General features: G+C 50.9%; 10 protein-coding genes. 4 read left to right on the top strand and 6 right to left on the bottom strand.

From position 1 onward, the window contains the following. Window positions 1–31: 31 nt before the first annotated feature. A complete protein-coding gene (gene acnB, locus BZG77_RS00705) occupies window positions 32–2,629 on the bottom strand; it encodes a bifunctional aconitate hydratase 2/2-methylisocitrate dehydratase (protein WP_077645798.1) in 2,598 nt (865 codons plus the stop codon). Between the two features lie 556 nt (window positions 2,630–3,185). Between acnB and BZG77_RS00700 the strand changes: the two genes are divergently transcribed. Next, window positions 3,186–5,099 carry a methyl-accepting chemotaxis protein gene (locus BZG77_RS00700; protein WP_077645797.1) on the top strand — a complete coding sequence of 638 codons (1,914 nt, stop codon included), beginning with the start codon at window positions 3,186–3,188 and terminating at the stop codon, window positions 5,097–5,099. 128 nt (window positions 5,100–5,227) lie between these two features. Here BZG77_RS00700 and lpdA read toward each other — a convergent pair whose 3' ends face one another. The 5 genes from lpdA to ampD form a co-directional block, all read right to left on the bottom strand. Then, window positions 5,228–6,652: a dihydrolipoyl dehydrogenase gene (gene lpdA, locus BZG77_RS00695; protein WP_077645796.1), complete on the bottom strand. Its 1,425-nt coding sequence runs from the start codon at window positions 6,650–6,652 to the stop codon at window positions 5,228–5,230. 183 nt (window positions 6,653–6,835) lie between these two features. Further along, the gene (aceF, locus tag BZG77_RS00690; RefSeq protein ID WP_077645795.1) at window positions 6,836–8,722 is read right to left on the bottom strand and encodes a pyruvate dehydrogenase complex dihydrolipoyllysine-residue acetyltransferase; all 1,887 of its coding nucleotides are present in this window, start codon (window positions 8,720–8,722) and stop codon (window positions 6,836–6,838) included. A 12-nt stretch (window positions 8,723–8,734) separates the two neighbouring features. Then, on the bottom strand, window positions 8,735–11,401 hold the full coding sequence (gene aceE / locus BZG77_RS00685; protein WP_077645794.1) for a pyruvate dehydrogenase (acetyl-transferring), homodimeric type: 2,667 nt from the start codon (window positions 11,399–11,401) through the stop codon (window positions 8,735–8,737). Window positions 11,402–11,493: 92 nt separating this feature from the next. After that, on the bottom strand, window positions 11,494–12,267 hold the full coding sequence (gene pdhR, locus BZG77_RS00680; RefSeq protein WP_077645793.1) for a pyruvate dehydrogenase complex transcriptional repressor PdhR: 774 nt from the start codon (window positions 12,265–12,267) through the stop codon (window positions 11,494–11,496). A 229-nt stretch (window positions 12,268–12,496) separates the two neighbouring features. Next, entirely contained in the window at window positions 12,497–13,054 is a 558-nt protein-coding gene (gene ampD, locus BZG77_RS00675; protein WP_077645792.1) for a 1,6-anhydro-N-acetylmuramyl-L-alanine amidase AmpD, read from the bottom strand. 233 nt (window positions 13,055–13,287) lie between these two features. On the opposite strand from ampD, the gene nadC reads away from it, so the two are divergent. From nadC to BZG77_RS00660, 3 genes are all read left to right on the top strand, one after another. Further along, window positions 13,288–14,190, top strand: a complete 903-nt coding sequence (gene nadC, locus BZG77_RS00670; RefSeq protein ID WP_077645791.1) for a carboxylating nicotinate-nucleotide diphosphorylase — start codon at window positions 13,288–13,290, stop codon at window positions 14,188–14,190. A 264-nt stretch (window positions 14,191–14,454) separates the two neighbouring features. Further along, window positions 14,455–14,901 carry a pilin gene (locus BZG77_RS00665; RefSeq protein ID WP_077645790.1) on the top strand — a complete coding sequence of 149 codons (447 nt, stop codon included), beginning with the start codon at window positions 14,455–14,457 and terminating at the stop codon, window positions 14,899–14,901. A 70-nt stretch (window positions 14,902–14,971) separates the two neighbouring features. Then, window positions 14,972–16,654, top strand: coding sequence for a GspE/PulE family protein (locus BZG77_RS00660; protein WP_077645789.1), 1,683 nt, complete (start codon window positions 14,972–14,974; stop codon window positions 16,652–16,654). Window position 16,655: the final 1 nt, after the last annotated feature.

Here is a 16,655-nt window from a genome sequence, read left to right as displayed (position 1 = left end):
CATGCCGAACGCTATCGGCCATCAGCGCGTCCTACACTGCGGTTTTAACAATCACATCATTCGCGATGTTGGTGTAGGCATCCATTTGATGGAAGTTAAGATAACGATAAGTATCACTTGCCGTCGCATTGATTTGCTCAGCGTACTCTAGATATTCCTTTTGAGTCGGGATCCGGCCGAGAATCGCACCGACTGCCGACAGCTCAGCCGACGCCAGATACACATTCGCGCCCGTACCGAGACGGTTTGGGAAATTACGTGTCGAGGTCGACAACACAGTCGATTTTTCCGCCACACGCGCTTGGTTACCCATGCACAAGGAACATCCCGGCGTTTCGATCCGTACCCCAGCACGACCGTAGATACCGTAATAACCTTCAGCGGTCAGCTGATCTCTATCCATCTTCGTCGGTGGTGCCACCCACATCCGAGTCGATAAGCTGCCACCGAATTTATCCAGCAATTTACCGGCTGCTCGGAAGTGACCAATGTTGGTCATACAGCTTCCGATAAAGACTTCATCGACACTGTCGCCTGCCACGTCCGACAAGGTACGCGCATCATCCGGATCGTTCGGCGCACACAAAATAGGCTCTTTGATCTCGGCCAGATCGATTTCAAGTACGTGGGCATACTCGGCATCTTTGTCCGCTTCCATCAAACTTGGGCTGTCTAGCCATTGCTGCATCGCTTGAATACGGCGCTCAATGGTACGGCGGTCGCCATAACCTTCGGCAATCATCCACTTCAACATCACAATGTTGGACTCAAGGTACTCGGCCACTGAGTCTTGTGACAGCTTCACGGTACAACCAGCCGCAGAGCGCTCTGCGGATGCATCTGATAGCTCAAACGCCTGTTCAACCGTGAGGTGTTCAACCCCTTCGATTTCGAGAACACGACCGGAAAATTCGTTGATTTTTCCTGATTTATCAACCGTTAACAGACCTTGTTTGATGCCGAAATACGGAATGGCATGGACTAAGTCACGCAAGGTAACACCGGGCTGCATTTCGCCTTTAAAGCGCACCAAGACCGACTCAGGCATATCCAGCGGCATCACCCCGGTTGCGGCAGCAAAGGCCACCAGACCCGAGCCGGCAGGGAAAGAAATCCCCAGCGGGAAACGCGTGTGTGAGTCGCCACCAGTACCCACGGTATCAGGCAGCAGCATACGATTGAGCCAAGAGTGAATCACCCCATCGCCTGGACGCAGTGCCACGCCACCACGATTCATGATGAAATCGGGCAAGGTATGGTGTGTTTCCACGTCAACCGGCTTTGGATATGCTGACGTATGACAGAAGGACTGCATGGTCAAATCGGCGGTAAAACCAAGACACGCCAAGTCTTTGAGCTCATCACGGGTCATGGGTCCGGTGGTGTCTTGTGACCCTACCGTGGTCATCTTAGGCTCACAATAGGTATTCGGACGTACACCTTCAACGCCACAGGCTTTACCGACCATTTTTTGTGCCAGCGTAAAGCCTTTGGTGGATTCAGCCACTGGACGGGGACGGCGGAAGACATCAGATGGCTCAAGGCCGAGACATTCACGGGCTCGATCGGTCAAGCCGCGACCGATAATCAATGGGATGCGGCCACCGGCACGCACTTCATCATACAAGATGTCGGTTTTGAGCTGGAAGGTCGACAGCACGTCATCGGTGCCATGCTTGCACACTTTACCGTCAGCGGGGTACAGGTCAATCACATCGCCCATATTGAGCGAAGTCACATCGAGCTCAATCGGCAATGCGCCCGCGTCTTCCATGGTATTAAAGAAAATAGGGGCGATTTTTCCGCCTAAACAGAAACCGCCGAAGCGCTTGTTCGGCACATTCGGAATGTCTTGGCCCATAAACCACAACACCGAGTTGGTCGCTGATTTACGTGACGAGCCAGTGCCAACCACATCACCGGCATAAACCAGTGGGTGGCCTTTTTCTTCCAGCGCCTTCATTTGCTCAATGGGGCCAATGTCACCGGGTTTATCCGGCTGAATACCTTCGCGCTCGTTTTTAAGCATCGCAAGAGCATGTAAGGGAATATCTGGACGTGACCATGCATCTGGAGCGGGAGACAAGTCATCGGTGTTGGTTTCACCCGATACTTTGAACACCGTCAGTGTCACTTTTTCAGGGATCTGCGGTTTTTCCAGGTACCAATCTGCGTTGGCCCACGATTGCATCACTTGTTTAGCGTAAGCATTCCCTGCTTTCATTTTGTCTTCCACGTCATAGAAAGCATCAAACATGAGCAGGGTATGTGACAGGGCTTTGGCTGCAATTGGCGCGAGTTTTTCATCCTCTAACAACGCGATCAGAGGCTGGATGTTATAACCGCCTTGCATGGTACCGAGTAACTCTGTGGCGCGCTCAGGGCTAATTAACGGCGATTGCGCCTCACCATTTGCCAAGGCAGCTAAAAAGCCTGCTTTCACATAGGCGGCTTCATCCACGCCGGGTGGAATTCGGTTTTCCAGCAAATAAATAAGGGTTTCTTCTTCGCCAGTGGGCGGGTTTTTCAGCAGTTCTATCAGACTGGCGGTTTGCTCAGCGTTCAGCGGTTTAGGCACAATACCCTGAGCGGCACGTTCTTCGACGTGTTTACGGTAGGCTTCAAGCACGACTATTTCCTCTTATCTCGGTCAGATCGTGTGATCCAACATCCTTGGAAAGTGTTAGTACTCGTATCACGCTTATCCGGCGAAGTTTATTAAAATTTTCCAGCAAGACGAGGGTTCGAGCACGTAACCGCTGCATGAGAGTAGCATTTTTAACCTAAAATTAAAATCCACCCCTTTTATGAAACATTTCACTTAGATCTTAGCGACGCAGCGCGCCAATACCTCGTTTGCGTACACGACTTATCACGTGTGTCGCAAGTATCATTGATTCTACAAGGCTTTTTTCTGTCCCGCAGTAGTCAGTATGTTATCAAGTTCACAGCTTCGCAGCAGAGACGTCTCGCGAGCATTGATACGACGGTTAAAATCAGTGCAAGTTTTGTCATTTTTATCAATACCCCCAAGCACTTGGTTAAGTTTGGTGAACACATATCGATATCTCATTAATCATTCAAATACTCCTGCTAATTTAGATATTAGTTCCATAAAACGAAGCGAGTTTTTGTCACCCTATGCGTGGCAGACTCTGTATTCATAAACTTGTAAAGAGAAAGTCATGAAGCTAAAACAACTCACGATTAAACAAAAGCTCGTGTTGGCATTTGTCTCAGCCGTGATCGCATCGACAGCGATCGTCAGCTATATGAGCTTAAGCCAAGCACGCGATATTATGGAAAAGCGCCTGTTAGAGAATGAGCTTCCGACCACCCTCACTCAGTTTAGAGATACCATTAATAGTGAAGTTAACCAGCTGGAATCTGCTGCGCGTCAGCTCGCGTCAAACCCGGTGACACTCGATATTCTCAACCAAGGGATCACCCCGAGCGAAGAAGCCCGCGTGGTCAAGCAGCTTAACGTGTTACGTGACCAATACGATCTCAATGATGCCTCTATCGCTAACCGAGAGACCGGCCAGTATTGGAACCAAGATGGTTTTTTACGCGTCCTCACGCGAGAAAAAGACGGTTGGTTTTATAACTTTCTCGACAGTGGCAATGCCACCATGGCGCAGGTATTCCAAGAGGATAATGGCGAGCTCAAACTGTTCGTCAACTTTCAACAGCTTAACGGCAAAGGCTTGGCTGGGTTTTCGCGTTCACTCGAAGACATGACCCGCTTTTTGAATCAATTCAAAATCGAGCAGTCGGGCTTTGTTTTCTTAGTCAATGCCGATGGCATGGTCCAATTGCACCGTGACACCGATCTCATGGGCGAAAAAACATTGAGTGATGTGTATGGAGCACAAGCACGGAGCTTGCTCCAAAAAGGTGACTTTAACCTCCTCGATACACACATTAATGGCAAGGAAGTCCTACTCGCCTCAAGTTATGTTCCCTCCATGAACTGGTATGTCATCGCAGATGTTCCAGCAGAAGAAGTCTTTGCACCACTCAATCAAACCCGCAATCAGATCCTGATGGTGTCTGTGGTCGTTGGGTTAGTATTTATTGTAGTGGCCGTTTGGCTTGCGACGACCATTACCAAACCGATTCAATACGTGGCGAATGTGTTCCGTGAGATCGGCGAGGGTGAAGGCGATTTACGCCGACGAGTCGACATCGATAGCCAAGACGAAATTGGTCAGTTAGCGTCTGGGTTTAATAGCTTTGTCGACAAGATTCATCGCTTAGTCTCAGACGTTGCCAGTACCGGTGGTGAGCTTCGTCATGCCGCAGAGCAAGTCTCGTCACAAGCTAGCGCCACGCAATCTCAGAGTGAGTATCAGCGTGATCGCACCGTACAAGTGGTGACGGCGATTAATGAAATGGGCGCGACGGTGAATGAAATTGCCGGCAATGCCGCTAATGCCGCCAGTGCCGCTAACCAAGCGTCCGATGATGCAGCCAATGGCCAAGGTGTGGTCACCCAAGCGCGAGACACCATCGCCAGCCTTGCCGACGATATGGAGAATATGTCGAAAGTGATCAGTGCGCTGGCTGAAAACACCGACGCAATTGGCGGCATTTTGGATGTAATTCGTGGTATTTCAGAGCAAACCAACCTGCTCGCATTGAACGCCGCCATTGAAGCGGCACGTGCGGGCGAACAAGGACGAGGCTTTGCGGTCGTTGCCGACGAGGTGCGTAACCTGGCTAGCCGTACCTCCGATTCAACCGATGAAATCCAGACCATGATCAACCGCCTGCAGCAAGAGGCCCATAATGCTGTCAACGCAATGGAGCAAAGCCGCACCATGACAGCCGAAGGGGTCAACGCATCGGATGAGGCGTCGCTGTCACTGAACGCGATTAATGAGCAGATTATCCAAATCTCAGACATGAATACACAAGTAGCGACCGCGACAGAAGAACAATCAACGGTGGTCAATGACATCAATCAGAATATTGAAGAGATTAATCACAGCTCGCAACAGACCGCGGATACCGCCAATACCATGGCTGAAGCCAGCGAGTCACTGCGTGATCTGTCTAAACGTCTCGATACCTTGGTGGGCAGCTTCAAGCTTTAAGCGTTAACGCTTGACCATCATACTGACTAAGCGGGCCGAGGCCCGCTTTTTTCTTCTCAATCGATATATCACCGATATAAAAAAGCCCCGCAATGCAGGGCTTAAGAAGAAACATATAAACGCGCAGTTTATTTCTTTTTCTTCGCTTTTGGATTCGGCATATCCGTGATTGAGCCTTCAAACACTTCAGCGGCCAAGCCAACAGACTCATGGAGTGTTGGGTGAGCGTGAACAGTCAACGCGATGTCTTCGGCATCACAGCCCATTTCAATCGCAAGACCGATTTCGCCCAACAGCTCACCACCGTTGGTACCGACAACGGCACCACCGATGACACGGTGCGTATCTTTATCGAAGATAAGCTTGGTCATACCGTCAGCGCAGTCAGACGCAATCGCACGACCAGAAGCCGCCCATGGGAAGGTAGAGGCTTCGTAGTTGATGCCCTCTTCCTTACATTCTTTCTCGGTTTTACCGACCCATGCTACTTCTGGCTCAGTATAAGCAATCGATGGGATCACTTTCGGATCAAAGTAATGCTTCTTACCAGAAATGACTTCCGCAGCCACATGGCCTTCATGCACACCTTTATGCGCAAGCATTGGCTGACCAACAATATCGCCGATCGCATAGATGTGTGGCACGTTAGTGCGCATTTGCTTATCAACATTGATGAAGCCGCGATCGTCAACTTCAACCCCGGCCTGGCCGGCGTCAAGCAGTTTGCCATTCGGGCTACGGCCAATCGCAACCAATACAGCATCATAACGTACAGGCTCTGCTGGCGCTTTTTTGCCTTCCATCGTCACGTAAATGCCATCTTCTTTGGCTTCTACTGCGGTGACTTTGGTTTCCAGCATCAGGTTCATTTTCTTGCTGATACGCTTGGTAAAGACTTTAATCACGTCTTTATCGGCCGCCGGGATCACCTGATCACACATTTCGACCACATCGACCTGTGAGCCCAATGCGTGATAGACAGTACCCATTTCTAGACCAATGATACCACCGCCCATCAGCAGCATTTTCTCTGGTACGTCTTTGAGCTCGAGCGCGTCAGTAGAGTCCCAGATACGTGGATCATCATGCGGGATAAATGGCAGCTCGATAGGACGAGAGCCGGCCGCGATGATCGCGTTATCAAAATTGATAGTGGTGTTTTCTTCACCCTCGACCAGCAGGGTGTTGGCGCCAGTAAAACGGCCTTTGCCATTCACCACGGTCACTTTACGCTGCTTGGCCATGCCACCTAAGCCACCGGTCAACTGACCGATCACCTTGTCTTTCCAAGAGCGAATTTTATCGATATCGGTTTGTGGCTCGCCGAAAACCACGCCATGATCGGCCATCGCTTTGGCTTCTTCGATCACTTTGGCAACGTGTAGTAGGGCTTTAGAAGGAATACAGCCAACGTTTAGACACACACCCCCTAGGGTGTTGTAACGTTCAACCAGCACTGTTTCCAAACCTAGGTCGGCACAGCGGAAAGCGGCGGAGTATCCAGCAGGACCAGCGCCAAGAACGACGACTTGCGCTTTGATTTCTTTACTCATTCTGACCTCGTTGTAGTCTTATTCCCTGACAGGCTAAGAGCGGTAGTTTTTATTGTTGTGGGTGTTTGGTGCCACAGTTTACAGCCATGTTAATGGGCTGAAAAATAAAAACCCATAGCCTGTGAGCTGCACAACAATTCCCAACCGACCCTTCACGGACCGGTTGGGTTATCGATGTTGCGATTACAGTACCAAACGGCGGATATCGGACATTAGACCGTTGAGGTAGCTGATAAAGCGCGCACCCTCAGCACCGTCAATCACACGGTGGTCATAAGACAGCGACAGTGGCAGCATCAGGCGAGGTTCAAAGTCCTTACCGTTCCATACTGGCTTCATTTCTGACTTAGAGACACCCAAGATTGCGACTTCTGGTGCATTAACGATTGGCGTAAACGCGGTACCGCCCAAACCACCGAGGCTTGAGATGGTAAAGCAACCGCCTTGCATATCAGAAGCAGTGAGCTTGCCCGCACGCGCTTTCTTCGAGACTGCCATCAGCTCTTCAGATAACTCGTAGATGCCTTTTTTGTTCACGTCCTTAAAGACAGGCACAACCAGACCATTTGGCGTATCAACCGCAATGCCGATGTTGACATATTTTTTCATGATCAGGCTTTCACCGTCTTCCGACAGTGATGCGTTGAATGAAGGGAAAGCTTCCAGCGCTTTAGCAGCGGCTTTCATGATGAACACCAATGGGGTGATCTTCATGCCAGACTCTTTCTTCTTCTCAATCGCGTTTTGCTCTTTACGGAACGCTTCCACTTCAGTGATATCAGCGTTATCCCACTGCGTCACGTGCGGGATCATCACCCAGTTACGTGCCAGGTTCGCACCCGAGATCTTCTTAATGCGTGACAGGGGTTTGACTTCGGTTTCACCGAATTTGCTGAAGTCCACTTTAGGCCAAGGGAGCAAGCCAAGTGCACTGCCGTCGCCTGAGCCAGATGCTGCACCCGATTCAAGGCGTTTTAGTGCGTCTTTGACAAAGCTCTGAACGTCTTCTTTCAGTACACGTCCTTTACGACCGCTACCTTTTACCTTCGCAAGGTTCACGCCAAATTCGCGGGCAAGACGACGAACAACAGGCGACGCATGCGCGTATTCTTTGTTCTCTACAAACTCGTCTTTGCCGGCGTCAGCTTTAGCCGCTGGGGCGTCTGCCTTAGCCGCAGGAGCGGGTGCCGCCTTATCAGCAGCAGGTGCCGCTGCAGGTGCAGGCGCTGCTGGCGCGCTACCAGCAACCTCGAACACCATGATGTGCGAGCCGGTGGACACTTTATCGCCCGCCGCAATTTTGATCTCTTTGACCGTACCCGCAAACGGTGCCGGTACTTCCATTGACGCTTTGTCGCCTTCAACGGTGATCAGTGACTGCTCTTCTTCAATGGTATCGCCAACGGCAACCATAATGTCAGTCACTTCAACTTCATCGCCACCAATATCAGGGACGTGAACGTCTTTGGCTTGTGCTGCTGCCGGCGCCGCTGGTGCTTCGGCTGCTGCTGGGGCGTCTGCAGCAGGAGCACTGCCACCCACTTCGAACATCATGATCAGTGAGCCAGTTGACACCTTGTCACCTGCCGCGATCTTGATTTCTTTAACGGTACCCGCGAACGGTGCAGGCACTTCCATTGAGGCTTTATCGCCTTCAACAGTGATCAGTGACTGCTCTTCTTCAATGCTATCGCCAACCGCGACCATGATCTCGGTGACTTCAACTTCATCTCCACCGATATCAGGCACGTGCACTTCTTTGGTTTCTGATGCGGCCGCTGGTGCTGCAGCAGGGGCGGCTGGCGCCGCCTCTTGAGCTGGGGCGCTTTGCGCTGGCGCATCGGCTTCGAAGATCATAATCAAAGAGCCAGTGGTGACTTTATCACCCTCGGCAATTTTGATTTCCTTGACCACACCCGCTTGTGACGCAGGGACTTCCATGGATGCTTTATCACCTTCAACGGTGATTAACGACTGTTCTTCTTCTACCTTGTCGCCAACGCTAACAAGGATCTCAGTCACTTCTACTTCATCCGCACCGATGTCAGGTACATTAATCTCGATTGACATTGTTTCAGCCTCTTACGCGAACAGCGGGTTTACTTTGTTGGTATCGATGTCGAATTTCTTAATCGCTTCTGACACGACTTTCTTATCAACATCACCACGCTTAGCCAGCTCGTTCAGTGCCGCAACCACCACATAGCCTGCGTTCACTTCAAAGTGACGACGTAGGTTTTCGCGGCTGTCAGAACGACCAAAGCCGTCTGTACCCAGCACTTTATAAGACTCAGCTGGGATAAACGCACGAACTTGGTCAGCGTAGTTTTTCATGTAATCAGTCGCAGCAATCGCAGGCTCAGATCCCATGACTGTTTGGATATAAGGCACTTTGCTTTCTGCATCTGGGTTCAGCATGTTGAAACGATCCACATCCTGACCGTCACGTGCCAGTTCGTTGAACGAGGTCACGCTGTAAACGTCAGACGCCACGCCGAATTCATCGCTGAGCAGTTTCGCTGCCTTGCGCACTTCGGTCATGATAGTGCCCGAGCCCATTAACTGAACTTTGGCTTTGTCGCCCGTGTAGGTTTCTAGTTTATAGATACCTTTACGGATACCGTCTTCCGCCCCCTCAGGCATGGCTGGCTGATGATAGTTTTCGTTCATCAGCGTCAGGTAGTAGTAGATGTTTTCTTGGTCAGGACCGTACATACGACGGATACCGTCTTGCATGATCACCGCCACTTCGTACGCGAAGGTTGGGTCGTAAGACACACAGTTAGGTACAGTGCTTGCCAGAATATGGCTGTGACCGTCTTCGTGTTGCAGACCTTCACCGTTCAGGGTAGTGCGACCTGCGGTGGCACCCAAGAGGAAACCACGTGCTTGTTGGTCACCCGCCATCCACGCCATGTCGCCAACACGTTGGAAGCCGAACATGGAGTAGTAGATGTAGAATGGGATCATTGGCAGATCATTGGTGCTGTAAGAGGTCGCCGCCGCTACCCACGATGACATCGCGCCTAGCTCGTTGATCCCTTCTTGCAGTACTTGGCCGCCTTGGTCTTCTTTGTAGTAAGACACCACGCCACGGTCTTCTGGGGTGTAAGTCTGACCATGTGGGTTGTAGATACCTACTTGACGGAACAGGCCTTCCATACCGAAAGTACGGGCTTCGTCAGCAATGATTGGCACTACGTTCTTGCCAATGCTCTTATCTTTCAGCAATACGTTCAATGAGCGTACAAACGCCATGGTGGTAGAGATATCACGCTTCTGCTCAGACAGCAGAGCAGAGAAATCATCCAGTTTTGGCAGCGTCAGTTCTTCAGTGAACTTAGGTAAGCGCTGTGGCGTGTAACCGTGCAGGGCTTTACGGCGCGCGTGCAGGTATTCGTGTTCCGCAGATCCTTCTTCCAGTTTTAGGTAAGTCAGGTTTTGCACATCATCGTCAGACAGCAAGTCTTGCAGGCCAAGACGATCACGCATGGCAATGACGTGCGTCATGTCCATTTTCTTCACTTGGTGCGCGATGTTTTTACCTTCAGCCGCTTCACCCATGCCGTAACCTTTAACGGTTTTCGCTAGGATAACGGTTGGACGGTCGTTGCACTCTTGTGCCGCTTTGAACGCAGCAAACAGTTTTGATGGCTCATGACCACCACGCTTGAGCGCAAAGATTTCTTCGTCGGTCATATCGGCAACCAGGGCGGCAGTTTCAGGATATTTACCGAAGAAGTGTTCACGCACGTAGGCGCCGTCTTTTGATTTGAACGTCTGGTAATCGCCGTCGATGGTTTCGTTCATCAACTGCAGCAGTTTACCCGTGGTATCTTTGGCCAGCAGTTTATCCCAGCCAGAGCCCCAAACCACTTTGATCACGTTCCAGCCAGCGCCTTTAAATAGGCCTTCGAGCTCTTGAACGATTTTACCGTTACCCATTACAGGACCATCAAGGCGCTGCAGGTTACAGTTGATCAAAAAGCACAGGTTATCCAGTTTTTCACGGGCGGCAAACGACAGCGCACCACGTGATTCTGGCTCATCCATCTCACCGTCGCCTAAGAACGCGTAAACACGCTGCTCTGAGGTGTCTTTCAAGCCACGACCGTTCAGATACTTAAGGAAACGCGCTTGGTAGATAGACGCAATAGGCCCCAGACCCATAGAAACGGTTGGGAACTGCCAGAACTCAGGCATCAGTTTCGGGTGTGGGTAAGAGGAAATACCTTTACCGTCAACTTCTTGGCGGAAGTTGTCGAGCTGCTCAGCAGTGAGACGACCTTCCACAAACGCACGCGCGTAGATGCCTGGAGAGATATGACCTTGATAATAAACTAGATCGCCACCATCTTTTTCGTTTGGCGCACGGAAGAAGTGGTTAAAGCAAGTTTCATAGAACGCAGCCGATGACTGGAATGAAGCCATGTGGCCACCCAGCTCTAAATCTTTCTTGGACGCGCGCAACACGATCATGATTGCGTTCCAACGAATGATAGAACGGATACGACGCTCCAAGTTCACATCACCTGGATAAGCAGGTTCTTGATCTGCAGGGATGGTATTTACATAGTTGGTGGTCACGCCAGTTGGCATGTCAACACCGTCTAAACGTGCTTGCCCTAAGACTTGCTCCAGAAGGAACTGGGCACGTTCTACACCTTCTTCACGAACGACTGACTCAAGAGCTTGCAACCACTCTTGGGTCTCAAGTGCGTCCACGTCATTTTTCATGACTTCAGACATGGCGATCTATCCTTTCGTTGATTGACTCGTACAAAACAAACGTTGTCGCAGCTGCAGTGGCCCCTCGCCTTTATTTTGGCGGCGAATAGGGATTACTCCAGCTCGTCCTTGCGTTGTTGAATTCGACGTAGAGACCGTTCTCGACGGCTTTCTTCTCGGCCAAGATCCAACAGAGTTTCCTCAATGTAAGCTAAGTGTGCATGCGACGCCTGTCTCGCTTTTTCTGGCTCGCCAGCGGTGATTGCATCCACGATCTCAGCTCGGTGTCGGCTGACATTTTCCACCGTCTCTTGACGGCGATAAAGTAGCTCAAAGTTTTGGTAAATATTCTGTTCCAGTAACGGTGCGAGGCTACGCATGATATGCAGTAGCACCACATTGTGCGCCGCTTCCGTTACGGCAACGAGATATTGCATGACGGCGGAAGCTTCTGCCTTTAAGTCCCCATTTTTCTGCGCTTGTCGAATCGAATCATGGCAATCTTCAATCCGAGAAAAATCCTCTTCCGTGCCCCGTAAAGCGGCGAAATAAGAAGAAATACCTTCGAGCGCATGCCGTGATTCCAACAAATCAAGCTGGGTTTCCGGATGGTCCGCCAATAACTCTAGCAAGGGTTCAGAAAATCGCTGCCACAGTCGTTGACTGACAAAGGTGCCGCCACCTTGTTTGCGAGTGAGCAACTTTTTTACTTCAAGTCGCTGAATCGCCTCACGGACTGATGGACGAGACACATCAAACTGGACCGCTAACTCTCGCTCAGGCGGTAGCTTCTGGCCTGGAGACAAGGTCCCTTCCAAAATCAAGCCTTCGAGCTCTTTCTCGATAACATCTGAGAGTTTGGGTTGACGAATTCGCTGATATGCCATTGTTTTTATTGACCATCCACATTGAAAGCAACGGCTATCAACTGCAGAAACTGACTGATTGTAAATTGGTAAGACCAATTACTTTATTATTCTCTAAAGTTACCAGACAGCGGATATTCTGTCCACCTGAACTTTGATTGACATCATGGAAACCCTTGTATTCGTCACCTAACAGTTGTTTTTTCACGGCGCTCTACAATTGGTCAGACCAAAAAGCCTGACTGCTTTGTCAGGCAGTACAGAGCAGTAGGTGTAATCTGTCCCAGTCAAACGCATAACCAGGATCGGTCTTCCGTCCGGGCGCAATATGTTGATGTCCTGTGATCCGATCACGGGTGATGGCTGGATAGTACTGCATCAGCGTCTGCGTGATCGCCGCTAACGATTGATACTGCTGGTCGGTGTATGGAAGTGTGTCTGTGCCCTCAAGCTCAATACCGATAGAAAAATCGTTACATTGCTGCCGACCGTCAAAACACGAGATGCCAGCATGCCATGCGCGCTCGTTGAATGGTACAAACTGGATCACACTTCCATCTCGTCGGATCAGTAAGTGTGCGGACACGCGAAGATCACGGATCTGGGCAAAATAAGGGTGCGCGTCAGCGTCGAGGTTGCCCTGAAAAAATTGCTCAATATAGGGACCGTCGAACTGGCCGGGGGGCAGGCTGATATTGTGAACCACCAGCAAGGAAATATCCTCGCTATCCGGGCGTGAGTTATAATGGGGAGAAGGACAGGCGCGCGCGCCCGCTAGCCAATGATCGTCGATGCGGGAAAAAGACATGCAAGCTACTCGTGTCGCAAAATGCGTTACTGTATCCGCTCGGCAGGCAGATTGGAATATAAGCAGTGCCGCGCACATCCTTCACCGTGCGCCACCTGCGCGCTACCATCCGGATGTGTACTGTCAGCTTGGATAAAGAATAGCACCGGCAAGAAGTTCGACACAAAAGCTGCATTTCCCCCCAACCAGCGTTATCATTTCGCCACGTTTTTTCATCACCGCGGTAAGCCATAATGACATCGACTCCTTTTCATGCTGTTCATGACAGCAAAAGCCGTCTTGCCTATCTCACCTCTCATCTAAAAACGGATGTGCCCCGTGCCGTCAGCGACGCATTGCGTGAAGATTTAGGGGGCGATCTTGACGCGCGTAAAGATATTACCGCCAGCCTGATTCCGGCCGATTTGGTGTCGACCGCGGTACTGATTACGCGTGAAGATGGCGTATTTTGTGGCCAAGATTATGCTAACGAAGTATTCAAACAACTGGGTGGCGAGGTTTCCTTAACCTGGCACGTGACCGATGGCGATGCGATCACTGCCAATCAAGCCTTGTGCACCTTAAAAGGACCGTCACGCGTGTTATTAACGGGTGAGCGCAATGCGATGAACTTTATCCAGACCTTGTCAGGCTGCGCCAGTAAAACGGCAACCTATGCGGCACAGTTACAAGGGACGGAGACCAAGCTATTGGATACCCGCAAAACCGTGCCAGGCCTGCGTAGTGCACTCAAATATGCAGTCGCTTGTGGTGGCGGACACAATCACCGTATTGGTGTGTTCGATGCGTATCTCATTAAAGAAAACCACATTCTTGCCTGCGGCGGGATTGCCAATGCGGTGCAAGAGGCTCGTCGTCTGAATCCAGATAAACCGGTGGAAGTAGAGACAGAAAATCTGGATGAGCTAAAACAAGCCATTGAGGCCGGCGCCGACATTGTGATGCTGGATAACTTTAGCGTACCGATGATGCGCGAAGCGGTTGCACTCAACCAAGGCCGTGTGGCGCTTGAAGTCTCGGGCAATGTCACCTTGGATACTCTGTCTGAATACGCGTCCACAGGCGTAGATTATATTTCCGTGGGCGCGCTTACCAAGCACGTGACCGCGCTCGATTTATCCATGCGTTTTCAATAACACGTACTTTCACTAACACGTACGCTCACCCAGAGTCGACCAGGCCGCCCACGATGGGCGGCCTTTTTATCGCGCTTTCGTGACAAAAAATTTGTGGTGAGTCGAACACTACAACAGAAAAAACAAAATCTTACATCCAGCTTTTACCCTTCACTCTCAAACTCATGTTGCCCCTCTTTTTTGTGCCACGCTCACAAGCGTAAAGTCGCTGCACTCGCGGCCACCGCGTTGGCGGCCGACCATCATTGAGAGGAGAGACATAAGATGCAAAAGCAACAAGGGTTTAGCTTGATTGAGTTACTGGTGGTCATTAGCATTATTGGCGCCCTGACTGCTATCGCCATTCCGCAATACCAAAAATATCAAAATAAAGCCAAAGTGACTGCCGCAATTGCCACACTGACCAATATGCGTTCCGCGGTAGAAGCAAAGATTCTGGAAAAGGGTGAATTGTCAGAAAAATCAGGAAAAATTGATAACACAACACTTGGGATTCCTGACGATGTAGAACTTGGTAGCGAGTCTGGCAAGGTTACCATGACATTAACGATTGATAGCCTTCCAACAAGTGACGATGGCGACGGGACTCCAGCTGTCACATTAACACGTACCGCAGCTGGTATATGGAGCTGTGAACAACCTCTTGAAGAAGAGGTTAGCAACTGCGAGAGTATAGGCAGTGATTCAGGCAGTGATTCAGGCAAAGGCTAAGTCTAACTAATCAATCCGCAACCTAGCACAGGCTTGTGCTAGGTTTTATCAGCATTGAAAAGCGTTATTTATGATCCCAACCGCTCAGTTGTATCAAGCCGGTTTATTGACTGATGCCCAGCGCGATGCGTTGGGCATTGGCGATGGCACACCGCTTAGCGTCTCCCGTTTACTCGATGCCGGGGTTGACCCCACCGCGCTCGCCCACACCCTCGCGAGTCAGCATCACCTGCCTTTTTCGGAAAGCCATCAGTACCCGTTTAAAGACACCTGTTATGCCCTCGACCGGCGCGATTTGATTCAGCGCCATCAAGTGCTGCCGCTTGCCCAGCAAGGCAAAGAGCTACTGCTTGGCGTCAGTGACCCAGATAACACAGAGGCGGTGGCTGATTTTCGCTTTTCAACCGGACTCAATGTCCGTTTAGTGGTGCTCAGTCAGCCAGACTTGGATGCCGCGTTGCGCCATTTATACGGCGCAGATATTGAGGGCATCGGCGATGGCATCACCATCAGTGATCAGGATTTAGCGGCCCTGACCGTCACCGATAGTCCGCAAGAAGATAGCGCGGAACTGCAAAGCGATCAGGCGCCCATTAGCCGCTATATCCAGCAAATATTAGTTGATGCGGTACGAAAAAAAGCGTCCGACGTGCATTTTGAACCGTTTGAGGATCACTTCCAAATACGGTTTCGCCAAGACGGTTTACTGCAAACCTATGCCCATCCGCCCGCGGGCGTCTCGCGGCGGTTATCCACGCGACTCAAGATCTTAGCCCAACTCAATATTGCCGAACGACGCTTACCGCAAGATGGGCGAATCAAATTGACCCTTACTGCCGAGCATACGGTCGATATGCGGGTATCGACCTTACCAACGGTCTGGGGTGAAAAAGTGGTGGTTCGCTTATTGAATAATGATCAGCAGCAACTGACGCTGCATGATTTAGGCTTAACCGAGTGGCAGCGCCAGCACTATCAAGCAGCGCTCGATCAACCACAAGGAATGATTTTATTCACCGGGCCAACCGGGAGCGGTAAAACTGTCTCATTATACAGCGGTTTGCACTATCTCAATCAGCCGCAGCGAAACATTGCCACCGTTGAAGATCCGGTCGAGATCCAGCTTAATGGGATCAACCAAGTTAATGTTAATACGCGGATCGGACTCGATTTTGCGACCGCCCTCCGTGCCTTTTTGCGCCAAGATCCCGACGTAGTCATGGTGGGAGAAGTACGCGATACCGACACCGCAGAAATCAGTATTAAAGCCGCACAAACTGGCCATTTGGTGCTCTCAACCTTACATACCAACTCTGCCGCAGAGAGCATCACGCGTTTAGCGCATATGGGGATCGCGCCTTACAACCTCGCCAGCTCATTGACCTTGGTAGTGGCGCAAAGGCTGGTGCGCCGGCTCTGTCCCGTCTGTAAGCAGCCTCACCCGCGTGATGACCCAAGCTTGACCCAGCTGATGCGCCTTTATCCGCGCTGCGACCCCACTCAAATCTATCAAGCCAATCCTCGCGGCTGTTACCGCTGTGACCAAGGTTATCAAGGTCGAACCGGCATTTATGAGGTGCTGCCTATCGACGACACCATTACTGACGCGATTTATCGCCATGCCAGTGCTAGCGAGCTCACCCAACTCGCTTGCCAACAAGGCATGTGGCGGCTGGCAGAGTCCGGCATTGCCAAACTCAATCAAGGGATCACCAGTGTGCAAGAACTCAGTCGCGTGATCCAACTGGCATAAG

Origin of the sequence: Salinivibrio sp. IB643 (assembly GCF_001996105.1) — a bacterium.
GTDB classification, from domain to species: domain Bacteria; phylum Pseudomonadota; class Gammaproteobacteria; order Enterobacterales; family Vibrionaceae; genus Salinivibrio; species Salinivibrio costicola.
The sequence above is the reverse complement of the archived record's forward strand: the minus strand, read 5'-3'. Positions and strand labels throughout refer to the sequence as shown.